Source organism: Pseudomonas sp. ZY71, assembly GCF_036542145.1.
Lineage (GTDB): Bacteria > Pseudomonadota > Gammaproteobacteria > Pseudomonadales > Pseudomonadaceae > Aquipseudomonas > Aquipseudomonas koreensis_A.
This window is the reverse complement of the sequence record NZ_CP144274.1, coordinates 5,103,668-5,118,067: the sequence shown is the minus strand read 5'-3', so window position 1 is coordinate 5,118,067 and position 14,400 is coordinate 5,103,668. Positions and strand designations below refer to the sequence as shown.

Annotated in this window: 15 protein-coding genes and 1 pseudogene; 9 read left to right on the top strand and 7 right to left on the bottom strand. The window is 58.2% G+C overall.

The features are described from left to right. Positions 1-467: 467 nt before the first annotated feature. Positions 468-1,196: pseudogene (locus VY732_RS30060) on the top strand (PAS domain-containing protein); the annotation flags it as partial. 51 nt (positions 1,197-1,247) lie between these two features. After that, the gene (locus VY732_RS30055; RefSeq protein ID WP_224789345.1) at positions 1,248-1,787 is read left to right on the top strand and encodes a methyl-accepting chemotaxis protein; all 540 of its coding nucleotides are present in this window, start codon (positions 1,248-1,250) and stop codon (positions 1,785-1,787) included. A 128-nt stretch (positions 1,788-1,915) separates the two neighbouring features. On the opposite strand, the gene VY732_RS22720 is transcribed toward VY732_RS30055, so the two are convergent. The 3 genes from VY732_RS22720 to VY732_RS22710 all read right to left on the bottom strand — a co-directional run bounded on the left by VY732_RS22720 (position 1,916) and on the right by VY732_RS22710 (position 4,609). Beyond that, positions 1,916-2,461 (bottom strand): hypothetical protein, encoded by a 546-nt coding sequence (locus tag VY732_RS22720; RefSeq protein ID WP_212621236.1) that lies wholly within the window; start codon positions 2,459-2,461, stop codon positions 1,916-1,918. Between the two features lie 157 nt (positions 2,462-2,618). Further along, a complete protein-coding gene (locus VY732_RS22715; RefSeq protein WP_137219024.1) occupies positions 2,619-4,043 on the bottom strand; it encodes an MFS transporter in 1,425 nt (474 codons plus the stop codon). 125 nt (positions 4,044-4,168) lie between these two features. Next, positions 4,169-4,609: a PACE efflux transporter gene (locus VY732_RS22710; RefSeq protein ID WP_034153370.1), complete on the bottom strand. Its 441-nt coding sequence runs from the start codon at positions 4,607-4,609 to the stop codon at positions 4,169-4,171. Positions 4,610-4,730: 121 nt separating this feature from the next. On the opposite strand from VY732_RS22710, the gene VY732_RS22705 reads away from it, so the two are divergent. Next, entirely contained in the window at positions 4,731-5,603 is an 873-nt protein-coding gene (locus VY732_RS22705; RefSeq protein WP_331691825.1) for a LysR family transcriptional regulator, read from the top strand. A 169-nt stretch (positions 5,604-5,772) separates the two neighbouring features. Here the strand turns inward: VY732_RS22705 and VY732_RS22700 are convergent, their stop codons facing one another. After that, positions 5,773-6,804 (bottom strand): LacI family DNA-binding transcriptional regulator, encoded by a 1,032-nt coding sequence (locus VY732_RS22700; protein ID WP_122598743.1) that lies wholly within the window; start codon positions 6,802-6,804, stop codon positions 5,773-5,775. Between the two features lie 216 nt (positions 6,805-7,020). Between VY732_RS22700 and VY732_RS22695 the strand changes: the two genes are divergently transcribed. After that, positions 7,021-7,554, top strand: coding sequence for a gluconokinase (locus tag VY732_RS22695; protein ID WP_007917804.1), 534 nt, complete (start codon positions 7,021-7,023; stop codon positions 7,552-7,554). An 82-nt stretch (positions 7,555-7,636) separates the two neighbouring features. Further along, positions 7,637-8,992 carry a GntP family permease gene (locus VY732_RS22690; RefSeq protein WP_008082018.1) on the top strand — a complete coding sequence of 452 codons (1,356 nt, stop codon included), beginning with the start codon at positions 7,637-7,639 and terminating at the stop codon, positions 8,990-8,992. 176 nt (positions 8,993-9,168) lie between these two features. Here VY732_RS22690 and alaC read toward each other — a convergent pair whose 3' ends face one another. Then, entirely contained in the window at positions 9,169-10,386 is a 1,218-nt protein-coding gene (alaC, locus tag VY732_RS22685; RefSeq protein WP_077574233.1) for an alanine transaminase, read from the bottom strand. Positions 10,387-10,525: 139 nt separating this feature from the next. On the opposite strand from alaC, the gene VY732_RS22680 reads away from it, so the two are divergent. From VY732_RS22680 to VY732_RS22670, 3 genes are all read left to right on the top strand, one after another. Further along, on the top strand, positions 10,526-11,188 hold the full coding sequence (locus VY732_RS22680) for a LysE family translocator (protein WP_150707499.1): 663 nt from the start codon (positions 10,526-10,528) through the stop codon (positions 11,186-11,188). Between the two features lie 67 nt (positions 11,189-11,255). Further along, positions 11,256-11,750, top strand: coding sequence for a GyrI-like domain-containing protein (locus tag VY732_RS22675; RefSeq protein WP_077574231.1), 495 nt, complete (start codon positions 11,256-11,258; stop codon positions 11,748-11,750). Between the two features lie 325 nt (positions 11,751-12,075). Continuing rightward, a complete protein-coding gene (locus VY732_RS22670; protein WP_331691824.1) occupies positions 12,076-12,564 on the top strand; it encodes a GNAT family N-acetyltransferase in 489 nt (162 codons plus the stop codon). Positions 12,565-12,687: 123 nt separating this feature from the next. Here VY732_RS22670 and VY732_RS22665 read toward each other — a convergent pair whose 3' ends face one another. Further along, on the bottom strand, positions 12,688-13,293 hold the full coding sequence (locus VY732_RS22665) for a pyridoxamine 5'-phosphate oxidase family protein (protein ID WP_331691823.1): 606 nt from the start codon (positions 13,291-13,293) through the stop codon (positions 12,688-12,690). A gap of 18 nt (positions 13,294-13,311) precedes the next feature. Next, entirely contained in the window at positions 13,312-13,797 is a 486-nt protein-coding gene (locus VY732_RS22660) for a GNAT family N-acetyltransferase (protein WP_116029945.1), read from the bottom strand. Between the two features lie 141 nt (positions 13,798-13,938). Between VY732_RS22660 and VY732_RS22655 the strand changes: the two genes are divergently transcribed. Further along, a complete protein-coding gene (locus VY732_RS22655) occupies positions 13,939-14,364 on the top strand; it encodes a YybH family protein (protein ID WP_331691822.1) in 426 nt (141 codons plus the stop codon). Positions 14,365-14,400 lie beyond the last annotated feature (36 nt).

Here is a 14,400-nt window from a genome sequence, read left to right as displayed (position 1 = left end):
CTCGCGATGGCCATCCCCCGATACAACGCCCCGCGCTGAACCGTTTCTTGTGCAAAAAGTGCCAGATACTGGCCGACTAGTGGCCTTGCGCAGGCCTTTGCACTGGCTATGCTTCTCGTAACTAACTATGTCGACCGTCATGTCAAAACATGGCTGAAAGGCAGGGTTGGTTCGTGAATTCATGCTGCCAGAGTGCGCAAGCCAAGGCACCGACACTGAACCAACAAGGAGCGTCGCTTACATGGAAGTTCTTCAACGCGTTAGGGCTGGCCCGCGTGCGGGCTATCAAGAGAAGGATGTCTTGATTAGAGCGTCGCTGCATGGACGCTCCGATTGATCATCATTTATCACCTGACAACTTCCTCCCGTGGAGGAATGCGTGTGCCTGTTCTGTGGAACGTAGTGGTGGATCGTGAAAGAACTGAACTTTCATCAAATCAAAAGTCCGCGCGGAAGGTGATACAACCATGTTCAACCTACATCACAAGGCTGACCTGCAGGAAATCGAGCGCTTCAGCTGCGCCCTGACCGAGGCCAACGCCAAACTGGCCGCGATCAGCCGTTCGATGGCCATGATCGAGTTCAGCCCTGACGGCATCGTTCTCGATGCCAATGAAAACTTCTGCAAGACCATGGGCTACAGTGCCGATGAAGTACGCGGCAAACATCACCGGGTGTTTTGTGAAGAGGCTTTCTATCGCAGCGAGGAGTACGCCAGATTGTGGCGTGACCTGGCGCGCGGTGAGCCGATCAGCGGAACGTTTCTGCGTTTGAACAAGGCCGGCAGGGAAGTCTGGCTCGAAGCCAGTTACATGCCGGTTTATGGCCCGGACAAACAAGTCCGCAGCGTAATCAAAGTCGCTGCCGACATCACTGCTCGAGTGAATAAAGAACACGAAGAAGAAAGCATGCTGGCGGCGATCAGCCGTTCCATGGCGGTGATCGAATTCACCCCTGAAGGCAATGTCATTACCGCCAACGACAACTTTCTGCAAACCATGCAGTACTCGCTCAACGAAATCGTCGGCCATCATCACAGCCTGTTCTGCCATCGTGCCGAAGCCGAGTCTGCGCAGTACAAGGCATTCTGGGCCTCACTCAATCGCGGCGAATATCACTCGCACCGTTTCGAGCGCAAGAACAAGTCCGGGCACATGGTCTATCTGGAAGCGTCGTACAACCCACTGTTCGACGCCAAGGGCCGCTTGTACAAAGTGGTCAAGTTCGCCAGCGACATCACCCATCAGATGACCACGTTGCAGAACGCTGCCGAATCGGCCCACAGCACTTCGGTACAAAACGACGCCTGCGCGCAAAAAGGCTCACAAGTCGTACAGCAAACCGTGCAGATCATTCAGGACATTTCCCGCGACCTCAACGAAGCGGCGGCGAGTATCGATGCGGTGAGCAAACAGTCAGACATCATCGGTACCATCGTGCAGACCATTCGCGGCATTGCCGACCAGACCAACTTGTTGGCACTTAACGCTGCGATTGAAGCGGCGCGGGCCGGTGAACATGGGCGTGGTTTTGCGGTGGTCGCGGATGAGGTGCGCAGCCTCGCGGCGCGTACCAGTCAGGCGACGTTGGAAATTGTCGATGTGGTGCGCAAGAACCATGACCTGTCGCTGAGTGCGGTGTCGAGTATGCAGTCGAGCCTGAGTCGTACCGGGCTTGGCGTGGAGCTGGCGAATGAGGCGGGGGAGGTGATTCTGGAGATTCAGCAGGGCTCACGGCATGTGGTGGATGCGATCAGCCAGTTCAATGAAACCCTGCAATTGAACTGAAAACGCAGCCAAACCTGTAGGAGTGAGCCTGCTCGCGATAGCGGTATATCAGTGACATCTTCGGTGACTGACTAGCCGCAATCGCGAGCAGGCTCACTCCTACAAGGGATTTTCATTTAGACCCGAGATCAGAGTGCGGCGAGAAACTTGTCCGCCTGCTTGTCGCTGTCCTTCACATCGTTGTCTTTCTCCGCTTGGGCCAACTTCATCTTGTCCTGCAAGCGCTCGGCGATCTCTTTGCCGATGGCCAGTTGTTTCTCCGGCGGCATGGCTTTGATGTCGTCTTCGGTCAGCCCCATCGACTGCAGGATACTGTCGCGCAGACGCTGTTCCGGCGTCTTGCTCATGTAGTCCTTGAATTCATCGGTGGCGGATGTTGCCGAGGCCGTGGTGGCATCGGTGGCTTGCAGGTTGACGCGGGTCTTGGCAAACGCTTCGTCGACGTTGTCGCTGATACGCGAGGCTTCGCTGACTTGCTGGGTGGCGATCTGCGTGGCCGAGTCCTGCACCTTGGCGGTGGCTTCAGCTGTTTGCGCCTGGGTCTGGTTTTGCAGGGTTTGCAGCATGGCGCCGTGCAGACCACCTTGCAGACCGGCTGCGGCGATGGACGTCGCATCGTCATTCAGCGCTTTGGGCAGATGAATGATTTGCTGTTGTTTGGCACTGATCAACATGATGTGTGGACCTGTAGGTAATTACTCGACTGCCGTATCAGAGCAATTACCGTGCCTTCTGAATAAATCCTTTTATTTCAGAAGGTTGATCGTCGGTCAGGCGTTCGCGGCGGTTATCCTTTGCCGATAAGCGGCAGAGGATGACCGTTGCCAGCCATCAGCGATGGGCAATGTTCTCCAGCGCCAGATTGCGTGTGCGCGGGCCGAACCAGCCGATGGTCAGCATCACGATCAGCATGCTGCTGACGATGAACGCCAGTACGCCCGGTGTGCCGAAGTTGTCGAGAAACAGGCCGATCAACAGACTGCTGAACACCGTCGACAAACGACTGAACGAATAGCAGAAACCCACCGCCCGGGCGCGGATGTTGGTCGGGAACAATTCGCTCTGGTACGAGTGATAACTGAAGCTCAACCAAGCGTTGCAGAAAGTGATCATCACTCCGCAGAAGATCAGCCCGAACGCGCTGGTTTGCAGAGCGAACAAGGTGCCGAAGGTCATCGCGCCGAGGGCCGAGCCGACGATCTGCCATTTGTTCTCGAAACGGTTGGCGAATTTAACGAACAGCAGCGGCCCGAGCGGGTAGGCGAGGGTGATGATGAACGCGTACATCAAACTATGGGTAACGCTGACGCCCTGGCCGGACAGCAACGCCGGCAACCAGTTGCCGAAACCGAAGAAACCGATCGCCTGGAAAATGTGGAAAACGATCAGCATCAATGCGCGACGACGATACGGTGGCTGCCAGATATCGGCGAAGCGGCCCTTGCCTTCGACGTCGACCGGGACCGTTTCGGGCACGTCCAGTGGCTTGCCGTGATCCTTCTCGCAGCGTGCTTCGATGCCATCGAGAATCCGCTTGGCTTCATCAAAGCGGCCATGCTGCGCGAGCCAGCGCGGCGATTCCGGCAGACGCTTGCGCAGCCACCAGATAAACAGCGCAAACACCGCACTGGCCAACACCACCCAGCGCCAGCCGCTGATACCGAATGGCGCTTGCGGCACCAGCCACCACGACATCAGCGCCACCGCCGGTACCGACAGGAACTGCACGAAAAACGCAAAGGCAAACGCCGAACTGCGCATGCGCTTGGGCACCAGTTCCGAGAGGTAGGCGTCGATGGTTACCAGTTCGATCCCCAGACCGATGCCAACCAGAAAGCGCATGCAAATGATGCCCAGCGCCGAACTCTGAATGCCCATCAACACCGTCGCCACCGTGTACCAGACCAGGGCAAAGGTGAAGATCGCGCGGCGGCCGAAGCGATCGGCCAACGGGCTGAGCAGGCTGGCGCCGAGGAACAGGCCGAGGAACGTCGCCGAAGCAAACGCTGCTTGATCAGAGAAACCGAACACACCCTGATTACCGGTGGCAAAGATGCCATCGCGAATCAGCCCGGGGCTGATGTAGGCAGTCTGGAACAGATCGTAGAGTTCGAAGAAACCACCGATCGACAGCAGCGCCACCAGCCGCCAGATCGTCGCGACCGCTGGAAGACGATCAATGCGGGCGGACACCTGAGCGGCGCGGATCGGGTCGATGCCGTCGCTTTGCGCGGCGGCGGGGGCGTGTGCAGTCATGGGCAGGTCCATTTTTTATTGATGGAAAAGCTTAGCCTGCTATCGGAGTTGACGGATTGTGAATATCGGCGGTTTACGCGGATAAACCGCTGATTTCTCGCAATATCTGTTTACGAATTAACGATTTATGCCGCAGCCGCCGAATCTGGCAACGCCGAGGCCGGCAGTCCGAAGATCCGGTCGAACAGCCAGTTGAAGGCAAACGTGTAGCACGGGATGAAAATGATCAGCGCCAGATCCAGCAGAAACGCCTGCACCAGACTGATGTTCATCCACCACGCAATCAACGGAATCAGGAACACGATCAACGTCAGTTGAAAACCGACCGCGTGAGCGATGCGTCGTTTCACCGTGCGGGTGCGCGATTGCTGGCGGCTTTCCCAGTGCTCGAACAGCGAGGTGTAAATGAAATTCCAGGTGACGGCGATGGTGGTGATGATCACCGCCAGCGGCCCGGTGCTGCCCGGGGACGTGCCGGACAACAGCGCCAGACCGAGGGCGGAGAAGGTCATGCCGATCACTTCGTAGAGCGACACGTAGACCAGTTTGCGTTTGACACCTTGCATGGGGAATTGCCTCTTTCTTGCCGTTTGTGGCCAGCGGGACTGGCGAAGACGGCGAAAGATAGCTTCAATAGGGCTGACAGAAAAAGTCAGCTACTTTCAGTTCTATTGATAGGTGTTTGAGGTGAATTTCAACAGCGACAGCATCGAGCTGTTTCTTGCCGTGATCGAGCGTGGCTCGTTTTCGGCGGCGGCGCGTGCGTTAGGTCGGGTGCCTTCCGCCGTCAGCATGGGTATTGGCAATCTTGAAGCGGAGCTGGGTTATCTGCTCTTCGACCGCAGTCATCGCGAACCGCAACCCACGGCGATGGCGCTGTCACTGGTACCCCATGCGCGGCTGATCGCCGAGCAACTCAAGCAACTGCAAGTGCATGCCGTGGAATTGTCATTGGGGCTGGAGAGCAAGTTGTCGATCGGCGTGGTCGCGGACATCGACCGCCGTCGTTTGCTGGCGGCGATCAAGGTGATCGCCGAGCGGCATCCGCTGCTCGACATCGAAGTGCTGACCGCGCCGCAGGATGATGTGCTGGCGATGCTGCACAGCGGCCGGGTCAGCGTATGCCTGGCGTTTGCCGGGTTGAGCATGAATGTGCTGGAGCGTTTTCAGTTTGTCGGCAGCGAGCGGATGATCGCCACACTGGCGGCGGACAGCCCGCTGTTGCAGGGGCAGGATGTGTTTCTCGAGGATCTGGTGCATGTGCGGCAGATCATCGTCGCCAGCCGGGACTTGCCGATCAGTGAGACGCGACCGTTGGTGGCGGAGTCGTATTGGCGCACCGACAGTCTTGAGACGGCGATGGAAATGGTCGAGGCGGGATTGGGCTGGGGCAACTTCCCGCTGTCGGTGGTGCAGCCGCGACTGGACAGCGGACGGCTGAAACGGCTGAATTTCCGCAACATCGAAAACGGACTGGTGATGCCGGTGCATGCCGTGTGGCTCAAGAGCCAGCCCTTACAAAAAGGCGCACTGGCCCTCGTCGACCTGCTCAGCCATTGAACATTGCGCAGATCCCCTGTAGGAGTGAGCCTGCTCGCGATAGCGGAGTGTCATTCAACACATGCGTCGCCTGACACACCGCTCTCGCGAGCAGGCTCACTCCTACAAGGGTTGTGTTTCAACTCAGCATTTGTGAGCACCACATAAAACCTGCGGGGGGGCGACAGCGTCAGGTACTTTCGCGGATCTTCAGTTCAAAGCCCATGTCTTCTACCGGGCGCGCGACCGAGTTACCGGCCATCAACGTCAGCATCTGCTCCGCCGCGCGCCGGCCGATCGCTTCACGCGGGGTGTTGATGCTGCTCAGGCGCGGCACCATGTGTTCGGACATCGGCAAGTCGTTGAAACCGAGAATCGCCACCTGCTCAGGAATCTTGATGCCGTTGCGCAGTGCTTCCAGCAACGCGCCCTGCGCCAAATCGTCGTTACCAAAAAAGATTGCATCAACATCCGGATGCGCCGCGAGCAACTGCAAAAACAATTCCCCGCCCAAGCCCACCGATGAAGAGCGAGGCGTCAGCACTTCCAGATCCGGGTCATAACGGCCGGCCTTCTGCAGCGCTTTGCGAAAACCTTCACCGCGCAGCAGGGTTCGCTGATCAAGTTGCGCACCAATGTAAGCCAGGCGTTTGCGCCCACGGGAGAGCAAATGCTCGGCCGCCGTTTCACCGGCACTGAGCTGCGAGAAGCCTACGCAATTCACCCCGGCGGCGCTGTCCAGTTCCATCATGTACACGCAGGGAATGTTGCTCGCCTCGATCATCCGCCGCGAACTTTCCGTGCGATCAAACCCGGTCAACAAGAAACCGCGCGGCTGATAAGCCATGTAGTTGCGCAGCAGGTTTTCTTCTTCATCGCGCGAGTAGTGGAAGTTGCCGATCAGCACTTCGAAGCCCTTGGGCGTGAGCACCCGATGAATGGCTTCCAGCGTATCGATGAACAGCAGGTTGGATAACGAAGGCACCAGAACCACCACCGAATGGCTCTGCGCCGAGGCCAGCGCGCGGGCGGCAGGGTTCACTACGTAGTTGAGCTCGAGGGCGGCTTTCTGCACTTTTTCCACAAGTTCCGTGGCGACCGTGCTGACCCCACGCAAGGCGCGGGAGGCGGTAATCGGGCTGACACCGGCCAGGCGGGCAACTTCATTCAGGGTGGGACGGCCGGTGGTGCGAGTGTTTTTATCGTTTTTAGGGGAGGTCATCGGGCGGCTTGCCAAACAAAAATCAAGGCACTAAGGTAGCGCTGTCCTGATGCAGCTGTAAATGCGTAAGCGAGGTCCTGCCTGATCTTCGCTTTTTGGCGTTGGGAACAAACCTGCTGCAACCCAAAAAAACGACAAGAAGGCGTCGGCAACTTCTGCCTGTGCACTAGAGTCATAGCTAGCAAAGGTAGCGCTGTCTGCGCGCTGAGGTGTTATATGAGTCATCCCATCACCGCCCTGGTCATCATGGGCGTTGCCGGTTGCGGCAAGACGTGCGTCAGCGAGGCCTTGTGCCAATTGAGCGGCGCCACTGCCATTGAAGGCGACACTTTCCATCCGGCCGCGAACATCGAAAAGATGAGCGCGGGGATCCCCCTGAACGACGACGACCGTGCCGGCTGGCTCGACAGCCTGTGCGATGAACTGCGTCGCGTCGATGCATCCGGCAAACGCCCGGTGCTGACCTGCTCGGCCCTTAAACACAGTTATCGCGAAGTGTTGCGCAGTGCCTTGCCGGGCCTGGGTTTCGTGTTTCTTGAATTGACCCCTGAAGTCGCGGCTGAACGTGTGTCCCATCGTCCGGGCCACTTCATGCCGGCCACGTTGATCGAAAGCCAGTTCGCCACCCTCGAGTCGCCCAAGGGCGAACCGTTGACCCTGGCCCTGAATGCCTCGATCCACAGCGTTGAAGAACTGGCGTCCCAGGCTCACGTCTGGTGGCAGGCCCACGGTCTGAAGCAGGCGGTATGAGTGTGTTGAAAGAGATAGCGCTGTCCTCCCGACTTCTGTTTAACCCGCTTTAATAACAACAACAATCCAGGAGACACCCCCAATGTTTGGCATGTCCCATGAGACGTTCCTGCTGCTCGATGCAGTGGTCACGGTAATCGGCCTGATTATCCTGATCACCAAATTCAAGATTCACCCGTTCATTTCCCTGACCATCGCCGCCGCGTTCCTCGGCCTGACGTCGGGCATGCCGATCGGCACCATCATCAAAGCGTTCCAGGACGGCTTCGGTGGCGTGCTCGGTTTCGTCGGCATCATCCTTGCGCTGGGCACCATGCTCGGCAAAATGATGGCCGAATCGGGCGGGGCGGATCAGATCGCCCAGACCCTGATTCGAGCGTTCGGTAAAGACAAAGTCCAGTGGGCAATGATGTTCGCCGCGTTCCTGGTGGGCATTCCGCTGTTCTTCGAAATCGGCTTCGTATTGCTGATTCCGCTGGTGTTCATCGTTGCGCGCCGTACGGGCGTGTCGATCATCAAGATCGGTATCCCGCTGCTCGCCGGCCTGTCCGCCGTGCACGGTCTGGTGCCACCGCACCCGGGCCCGCTGCTGGCCATCGGCGTGTTCGGCGCTGACATCGGCAAGACCATTCTTTATGGTCTGATCGTTGCGCTGCCGACCGCTATCATTGCTGGTCCGATCTTCGGTACGTTCATCGCCAAGCACATTCCGGGTCACCCGAATCAGGAACTGGTCGATCAACTGGCCCGCGAAAATGACGACTCGACCACGCTGCCGAGCTTCAGCATTACCCTGATCACCGTGCTGTTGCCGGTGTTCCTGATGCTGCTGAAAACCTTCGCTGACGTGGCGCTGCCGGACGGTCACTTCTTCCGTACCTGGATGGACATGATCGGTCACCCGATCTCCGCGCTGCTGCTGGCGTTGCTGCTGTCGCTGTACACCTTCGGCCACAAGCAGGGCATCGGTTCCCAGCAGATGCTCAAGTGGCTCGACGCAAGTCTGGCGCCAACCGCCGCGATCATCCTGATCATCGGTGCTGGCGGTGGCTTCAAGCAGATGCTGGTGACCAGCGGCGTGGGCGACGTGATCGGCCACATGGCGGTCAGCGCGCAGATCTCGCCGATCCTGCTGGCGTGGCTGGTGGCGGCAGTGATTCGTATCGCTACCGGTTCGGCGACTGTGGCGACCATCACTGGCGCGGGCATTGTGGTGCCGGTGGTGGGGATGATTCCGGGTGTGAATCGTGAGCTGCTGGTGCTGGCTACTGGTGCCGGTTCGCTGATCCTGTCGCACGTGAATGACGCCGGTTTCTGGCTGGTGAAGCAGTACTTCAACATGACCGTGGCCGAGACGTTCAAGACCTGGACGGCGATGGAAACCATCCTGTCGGTGGTTGCGTTGGGCTTTATCCTGCTGCTGTCGCTGTTCGTTTAAGCGCTTCTTGCAGACACAAAAAAACCGCAGCGATGCGGTTTTTTTGTGGGTGAAATTTCGAGGCCGGACACATTCCCTTGTAGGAGTGAGCCTGCTCGCGATAGCGGTGTGTCAGTGCCATTTACGGTGACTGACACACCGCTATCGCGAGCAGGCTCACTCCTACAGGTTTTGCGTTAGCCGCCAGTTTTTGCGACTAATCCATCCGCCCGGAACATCCCGCGAATCCCGCGCACCGCCTGACGAATCCGGTCCTGGTTTTCGATCAGCGCAAAGCGCACATGATCATCGCCATACTCACCAAACCCAACCCCCGGCGAAACACAGACCTTGGCCTCGGCCAGCAGTTTCTTGGCAAATTCCAGCGAACCCAGATGCGCGTACTGCTCGGGAATCTTCGCCCAGACATACATCGACGCTTTCGGATTCTCGACCATCCAGCCCAGTTCATGCAGACCTTTGACCAGCACATTACGACGCTGACGATACTGCTCGGCGATGTCGCGCACGCATTGCTGATCGCCTTCCAGCGCAGCAATCGCCGCCACTTGCAGCGGGGTGAAGGTGCCGTAGTCGTGGTAGCTCTTGATCCGCGCCAAGGCGTTGACCAGTTCCGGGTTACCGACCATGAAACCGATGCGCCAGCCGGCCATGTTGTAGCTCTTAGACAGAGTGAAGAATTCCACCGCAATGTCCTTGGCGCCCGGCACCTGCATGATCGACGGGGCTTTCCAGCCGTCGTAGACGATGTCGGCGTAGGCCAGATCGTGAATCACCAGCACGTCGTACTGCTTGGCGAGGGCGATCACCCGCTCGAAGAAATCCAGCTCCACACACTGCGCGGTCGGGTTCGACGGGAAGCCGAGGATCATCATTTTCGGCTTCGGGATCGAGCCACGAATGGCCCGTTCCAGCTCATCGAAGAAGTCCACGCCCGGTACCAGCGGTACCGAACGCACCTGGGCGCCGGCAATCACCGCGCCGTAGATGTGAATCGGGTAGCTCGGGTTCGGCACCAGCACGGTGTCGCCCTGATCGAGGGTCGCCAGCATCAAGTGCGCCAGGCCTTCCTTGGAACCGATGGTGACAATGGCTTCGCTTTCCGGGTCGATATCGACCTCGTAGCGCTGCTTGTACCAGTTGGAAATCGCCCGGCGCAGGCGCGGAATGCCCTTGGACGTCGAATAACCGTGGGTATCTTCGCGTTGGGCAACTTGTACGAGTTTTTCGACGATGTGCGGCGGTGTGGCGCCGTCAGGGTTGCCCATGCTCAAGTCGATGATGTCTTCACCACGACGACGCGCGGCCATCTTCAGCTCGGCGGTGATGTTGAAAACGTAAGGGGGGAGTCGATCTATGCGCGCAAAGCGGCGCGGCGAACCTTGTTCGGCCATTGTTGCCTCGGATAACGTAAGCGCCCGGAACCGTCCGAGCGACGCTGGTCACTGCGGTGACCTGTGGCGGAAGATAAGGTCAGTGATGGCATACTGTCCAGCCCGTTTGTAAACAATTTTGTCCCAAGGAAATCGGTAGATGGAATTCACCAGCGGCTTCTTGCTGAGCCTTTCGCTGTGCCTGGATATCGGCGTAGCCAACATCGCGATGATCACGCTGGCGATGCAGCGCGGTTACTTTCAGGGCTTTGCGCTGGGCCTTGGCACCTGCGTCGGCGACCTGATTTACGCGGTGCTGGCGCTGGCCGGGATGACCGTTTTGCTGCAATACGAAACAGTGCGCTGGGTGTTGTGGATCGGGGGTTCGGCGTTGCTGATCTACTTTGCGGCGAAGATGATCTACTCGGCGATCCATCACGAAGCGCTGCTGGCCGAGACGGCAGAAGTGGGGCAGAACTCCCATCGCAAGGAATTCTTCCGGGGGATTTTTCTCGCTATGTCATCGCCAAGCGCGATTCTCTGGTTTGCCGCGGTCGGCGGCACCTTGATCGCCCGTTCCGGTGGCGGTGGCCCTTTGAGTTCGGCGCTGTTCCTTGGCGGTTTCCTCTGCGCCGGGCTGCTGTGGTCGGCGGGTTTATGCTTCGCCGCAAGCCACGGTGGCAAGCTGTTGGGCGACAAGCTGCTGCGCTATTCCTACATGGCATCTGCAGCGATCTTCTGCTATTTCGCGGTGTACGTGATCGTATCCGGCTACAACGAATTTGTCGGATCAGGTGCCGTCGAGCAGTTGCATTCGCTGTAAGCGTGCGAATTGGGTTTGGCTTTCTATACTCCCAGCCGAACCCCTTTTTTGTTCCAGGAGTCGAGTCATGGATGAGCAAATACGCGTCGAAGTGGCTGAACCTCGCTTCGAACATGGACACTTCCTGCTTATTGCAGGCTTTCGCGGTCGATTTACCCAAGACACAGCAAAAGACATCCCCGCGCTGTGGGAAAAGTTCTTGCCGCACCTGGGAAAGATTCCGGGGCAAAAGAACGAAGTGACTTACGGCGTCTGCAGCAATTTCGACGGCAAGGGCGGCTTTGATTACATCGCCGGGGTGGAAATCAGCAAGCTCGATGACCTCGACCAGCAGGTCTACCAATGGGTCGAAGTGCTGCCTCGCCAGTACGCAGTGTTCGAGCACAAAGGACCGCTCGAACAATTGCCGCAGACCCTGCAATACATCTACAAGACCTGGCTGCCGACCTCCCACTACGTGGAACTCAATGCCCCGGAACTGGAGCGTTACAGCGCCGATTTCAATCCGAAGCAGAACACCGGCAAACTGGAAATCTGCGTACCGGTCGATACCAAGGCCTGAGCCGACAAGCATGAGGCGGATCAATGATCCGCCTCATGGTTTTCAACCCCGCTTGCCTTTGCCCAACCGTCGCGCCCGCAACAGGTCGATGCCCAAGGTGATAAAGCCGAATGTACTGATGCCCAACACCATCAACAGGCCGATTTCAACGCTGCTCATAAAGCGGTTTCCCCCAAGGGTAGTCAGAGACACACCTCAGAAATAGCCCGCCGCCTGCACGAAGAAAAGCGCTTATACGCAGGCTTTACGCCGCCCGTGCGCATCGATATACAGGCCTTATTCCTTTATGCTTTCGGCACTTTCTTCTGCTGATTTCCGAGCCGCCATGAACACCGTTATCCGCAACGTCACCGCCACCGATCTGGACCGCTGCTACGCCATCGAAACCGTCGCCTATGAAGGTGACGAAGCGGCCACCCGCGAAAAAATAGCCACGCGCATCGCCACTTGGCCGGAAGGTTTTATCGTTGCCGAGGTGGACGGTGAGGTCGCAGGCTTCGTCAACTCCGGCGCGGCGTTTGATGTGCAGATGTCGGATGAAGCGTTCAAGGAGTTGATCGGCCACGACCCGAAGGGGCCGAACGTGGTGATCATGTCAGTGGTGGTGCATCCGGATTATCAGGGGCAGGGTTTGGCCAAGCGTTTGATGGGCGAGTTCATTGAACGTATGCGCGGGATGGATAAAGCGACGATTCATTTGATGTGCAAGGAAAATCACATTCCGTTGTATGCCGGGTTTGGTTTTGCCTACATCAAGCCGTCGGAGTCGGATCACGGCGGCATGGCGTGGCACGAGATGATCCTGACCCTCTGACCCAACCCCTATCAAAACCTGTAGGAGTGAGCCTGCTCGCGATAGCGGAGTGTCAGACAACATTGATTTAACTGGTACACCGCTATCGCGAGCAGGCTCACTCCTACAAGGGGCCGTGTTGTATCAGTAGAGGGTGTCGCTTACTCGTTTCGGGGCTTCACGGTCGTAGGTTTCGGCATCGAACTCGCCATCGTTCAGGCGCTTGTGGAACGCGCCAGCAGAGGGCAGGGCCGAGCGTGGCAGATGCGTTTCCGGGTTCCACGCATCCGAACGGACGAAGGCTTTCGAGCAATGAAAGAACGCCGCTTCTACCGTCACCAGCAACACCGTTTTCGCCGGTTTGCCATTCACCGCAAAGCTTTCCAGCAACTGCGGCTCCGCGCTGATCGTCGCCGTGCCATTAACCCGCAACGTTTCACCAATCCCCGGAATGATGAACAGCAGCGACACCCGCGAATCCTGCAGCACATTGCGCAAGGTATCGATGCGGTTGTTGCCCGGGCGATCCGGCAGGGCCAAGGTGCGCTCATCAATGATCCGCACAAACCCGGCCTTGTCGCCTCGCGGTGAATTGTCGAGGCCATCGGCGCCCACCGAGCTGACAATCACCAGCGGCGAAACCCGCACCATCGCCTGATAATCCTCGTTGAGAAAACCGATCTGCTTGCGCACCGCGCGCTCGTGGGGCAGTCCGTAAATCGCTTCCAGCGCTTCGATTGAATCGATCATCCTTGCTCTCCCACTCACTTAGAAAAACAGCCCCATGCGCCGTTCGTAACCGATCCGGCCCTTGTACGCTTCGCCGCTGTCGACATAGCCGTGTTTGGCATACAGCGCGATGGCTGCGTCGTTATCCGCGTCCACCGACAATTCCAGCCCTTTGATCTCCGGCCAGGCCTGACGCGCGACTTCGGGGAGCGCTTGCAGACACGCCTTGCCGAAACCTTTGCCCTGCGCCCGGTGATCAACCTGCAACGCATGCAATGTTGCACTGTGCTCATTGGCCCAGGCTGGCAACACCGGCGGGCGCTTGAGCAGCAGAAACGCCACCGGTACCTCATCCGCCAACAGCGCGAAACCTTTCACGCCGGGGCCGGGTTTCGACAGCAGGGTGTGCAAGGCACCGTGGATATCGCCGGAGAACTTGATCTGCTCGGCATGGATTTCAATCGCCTCGACTTGCTGACGCTGCAAGGCGTTCAGGCTGTCGTACGGCACGAGTTGGGCTGACACGGGAATTTCCTTTTTCCTACAAAGATAAGCCTCGGATTCTAGCGATTTTGGCCTCAGTGGAAATTTTTTGTTTCGACTGTCGATTTGCCTGTTTGCCGAACGACTAAAGGTGTCTTCACAACAAAAACCACGGAGAACAGCATGAGCGCACAATCTGAAATCCAGACCCTGATCGACACCTACCGCGAAGCCGTCATGACCAAGGACGTGGAGAAAGTCATGGCGTTGTACGCCGACGACATCGTCTCTTTCGACGCGATCAAGGCCCTGCAATTCAAGGGCAAACCCGCCTACCGCGCGCACTGGGTCGCGTGCATGGAAATGTGCCCCGGCCCGCACGTCTTCGAATTCCAGGAAATCGCCATCGAAAGCGCCGACAACATCGCCTTCGCCCACTGGGTGGCCAACTGCGGCGGCACCAATGACAAGGGCGAAACCCAGAGCTGCTGGATGCGCGTCACCGCTTGCTATCGGCAGGTTGGCGGGACATGGAAAATCGTCCACGAACACTGGTCGGCGCCGTTCGATCCGATGAGCGGCGCGACGCTGTTCGATGTGACTCCCTGATCTTCAGCCATAGTTGATCCGTCCGATTCAGGAGAA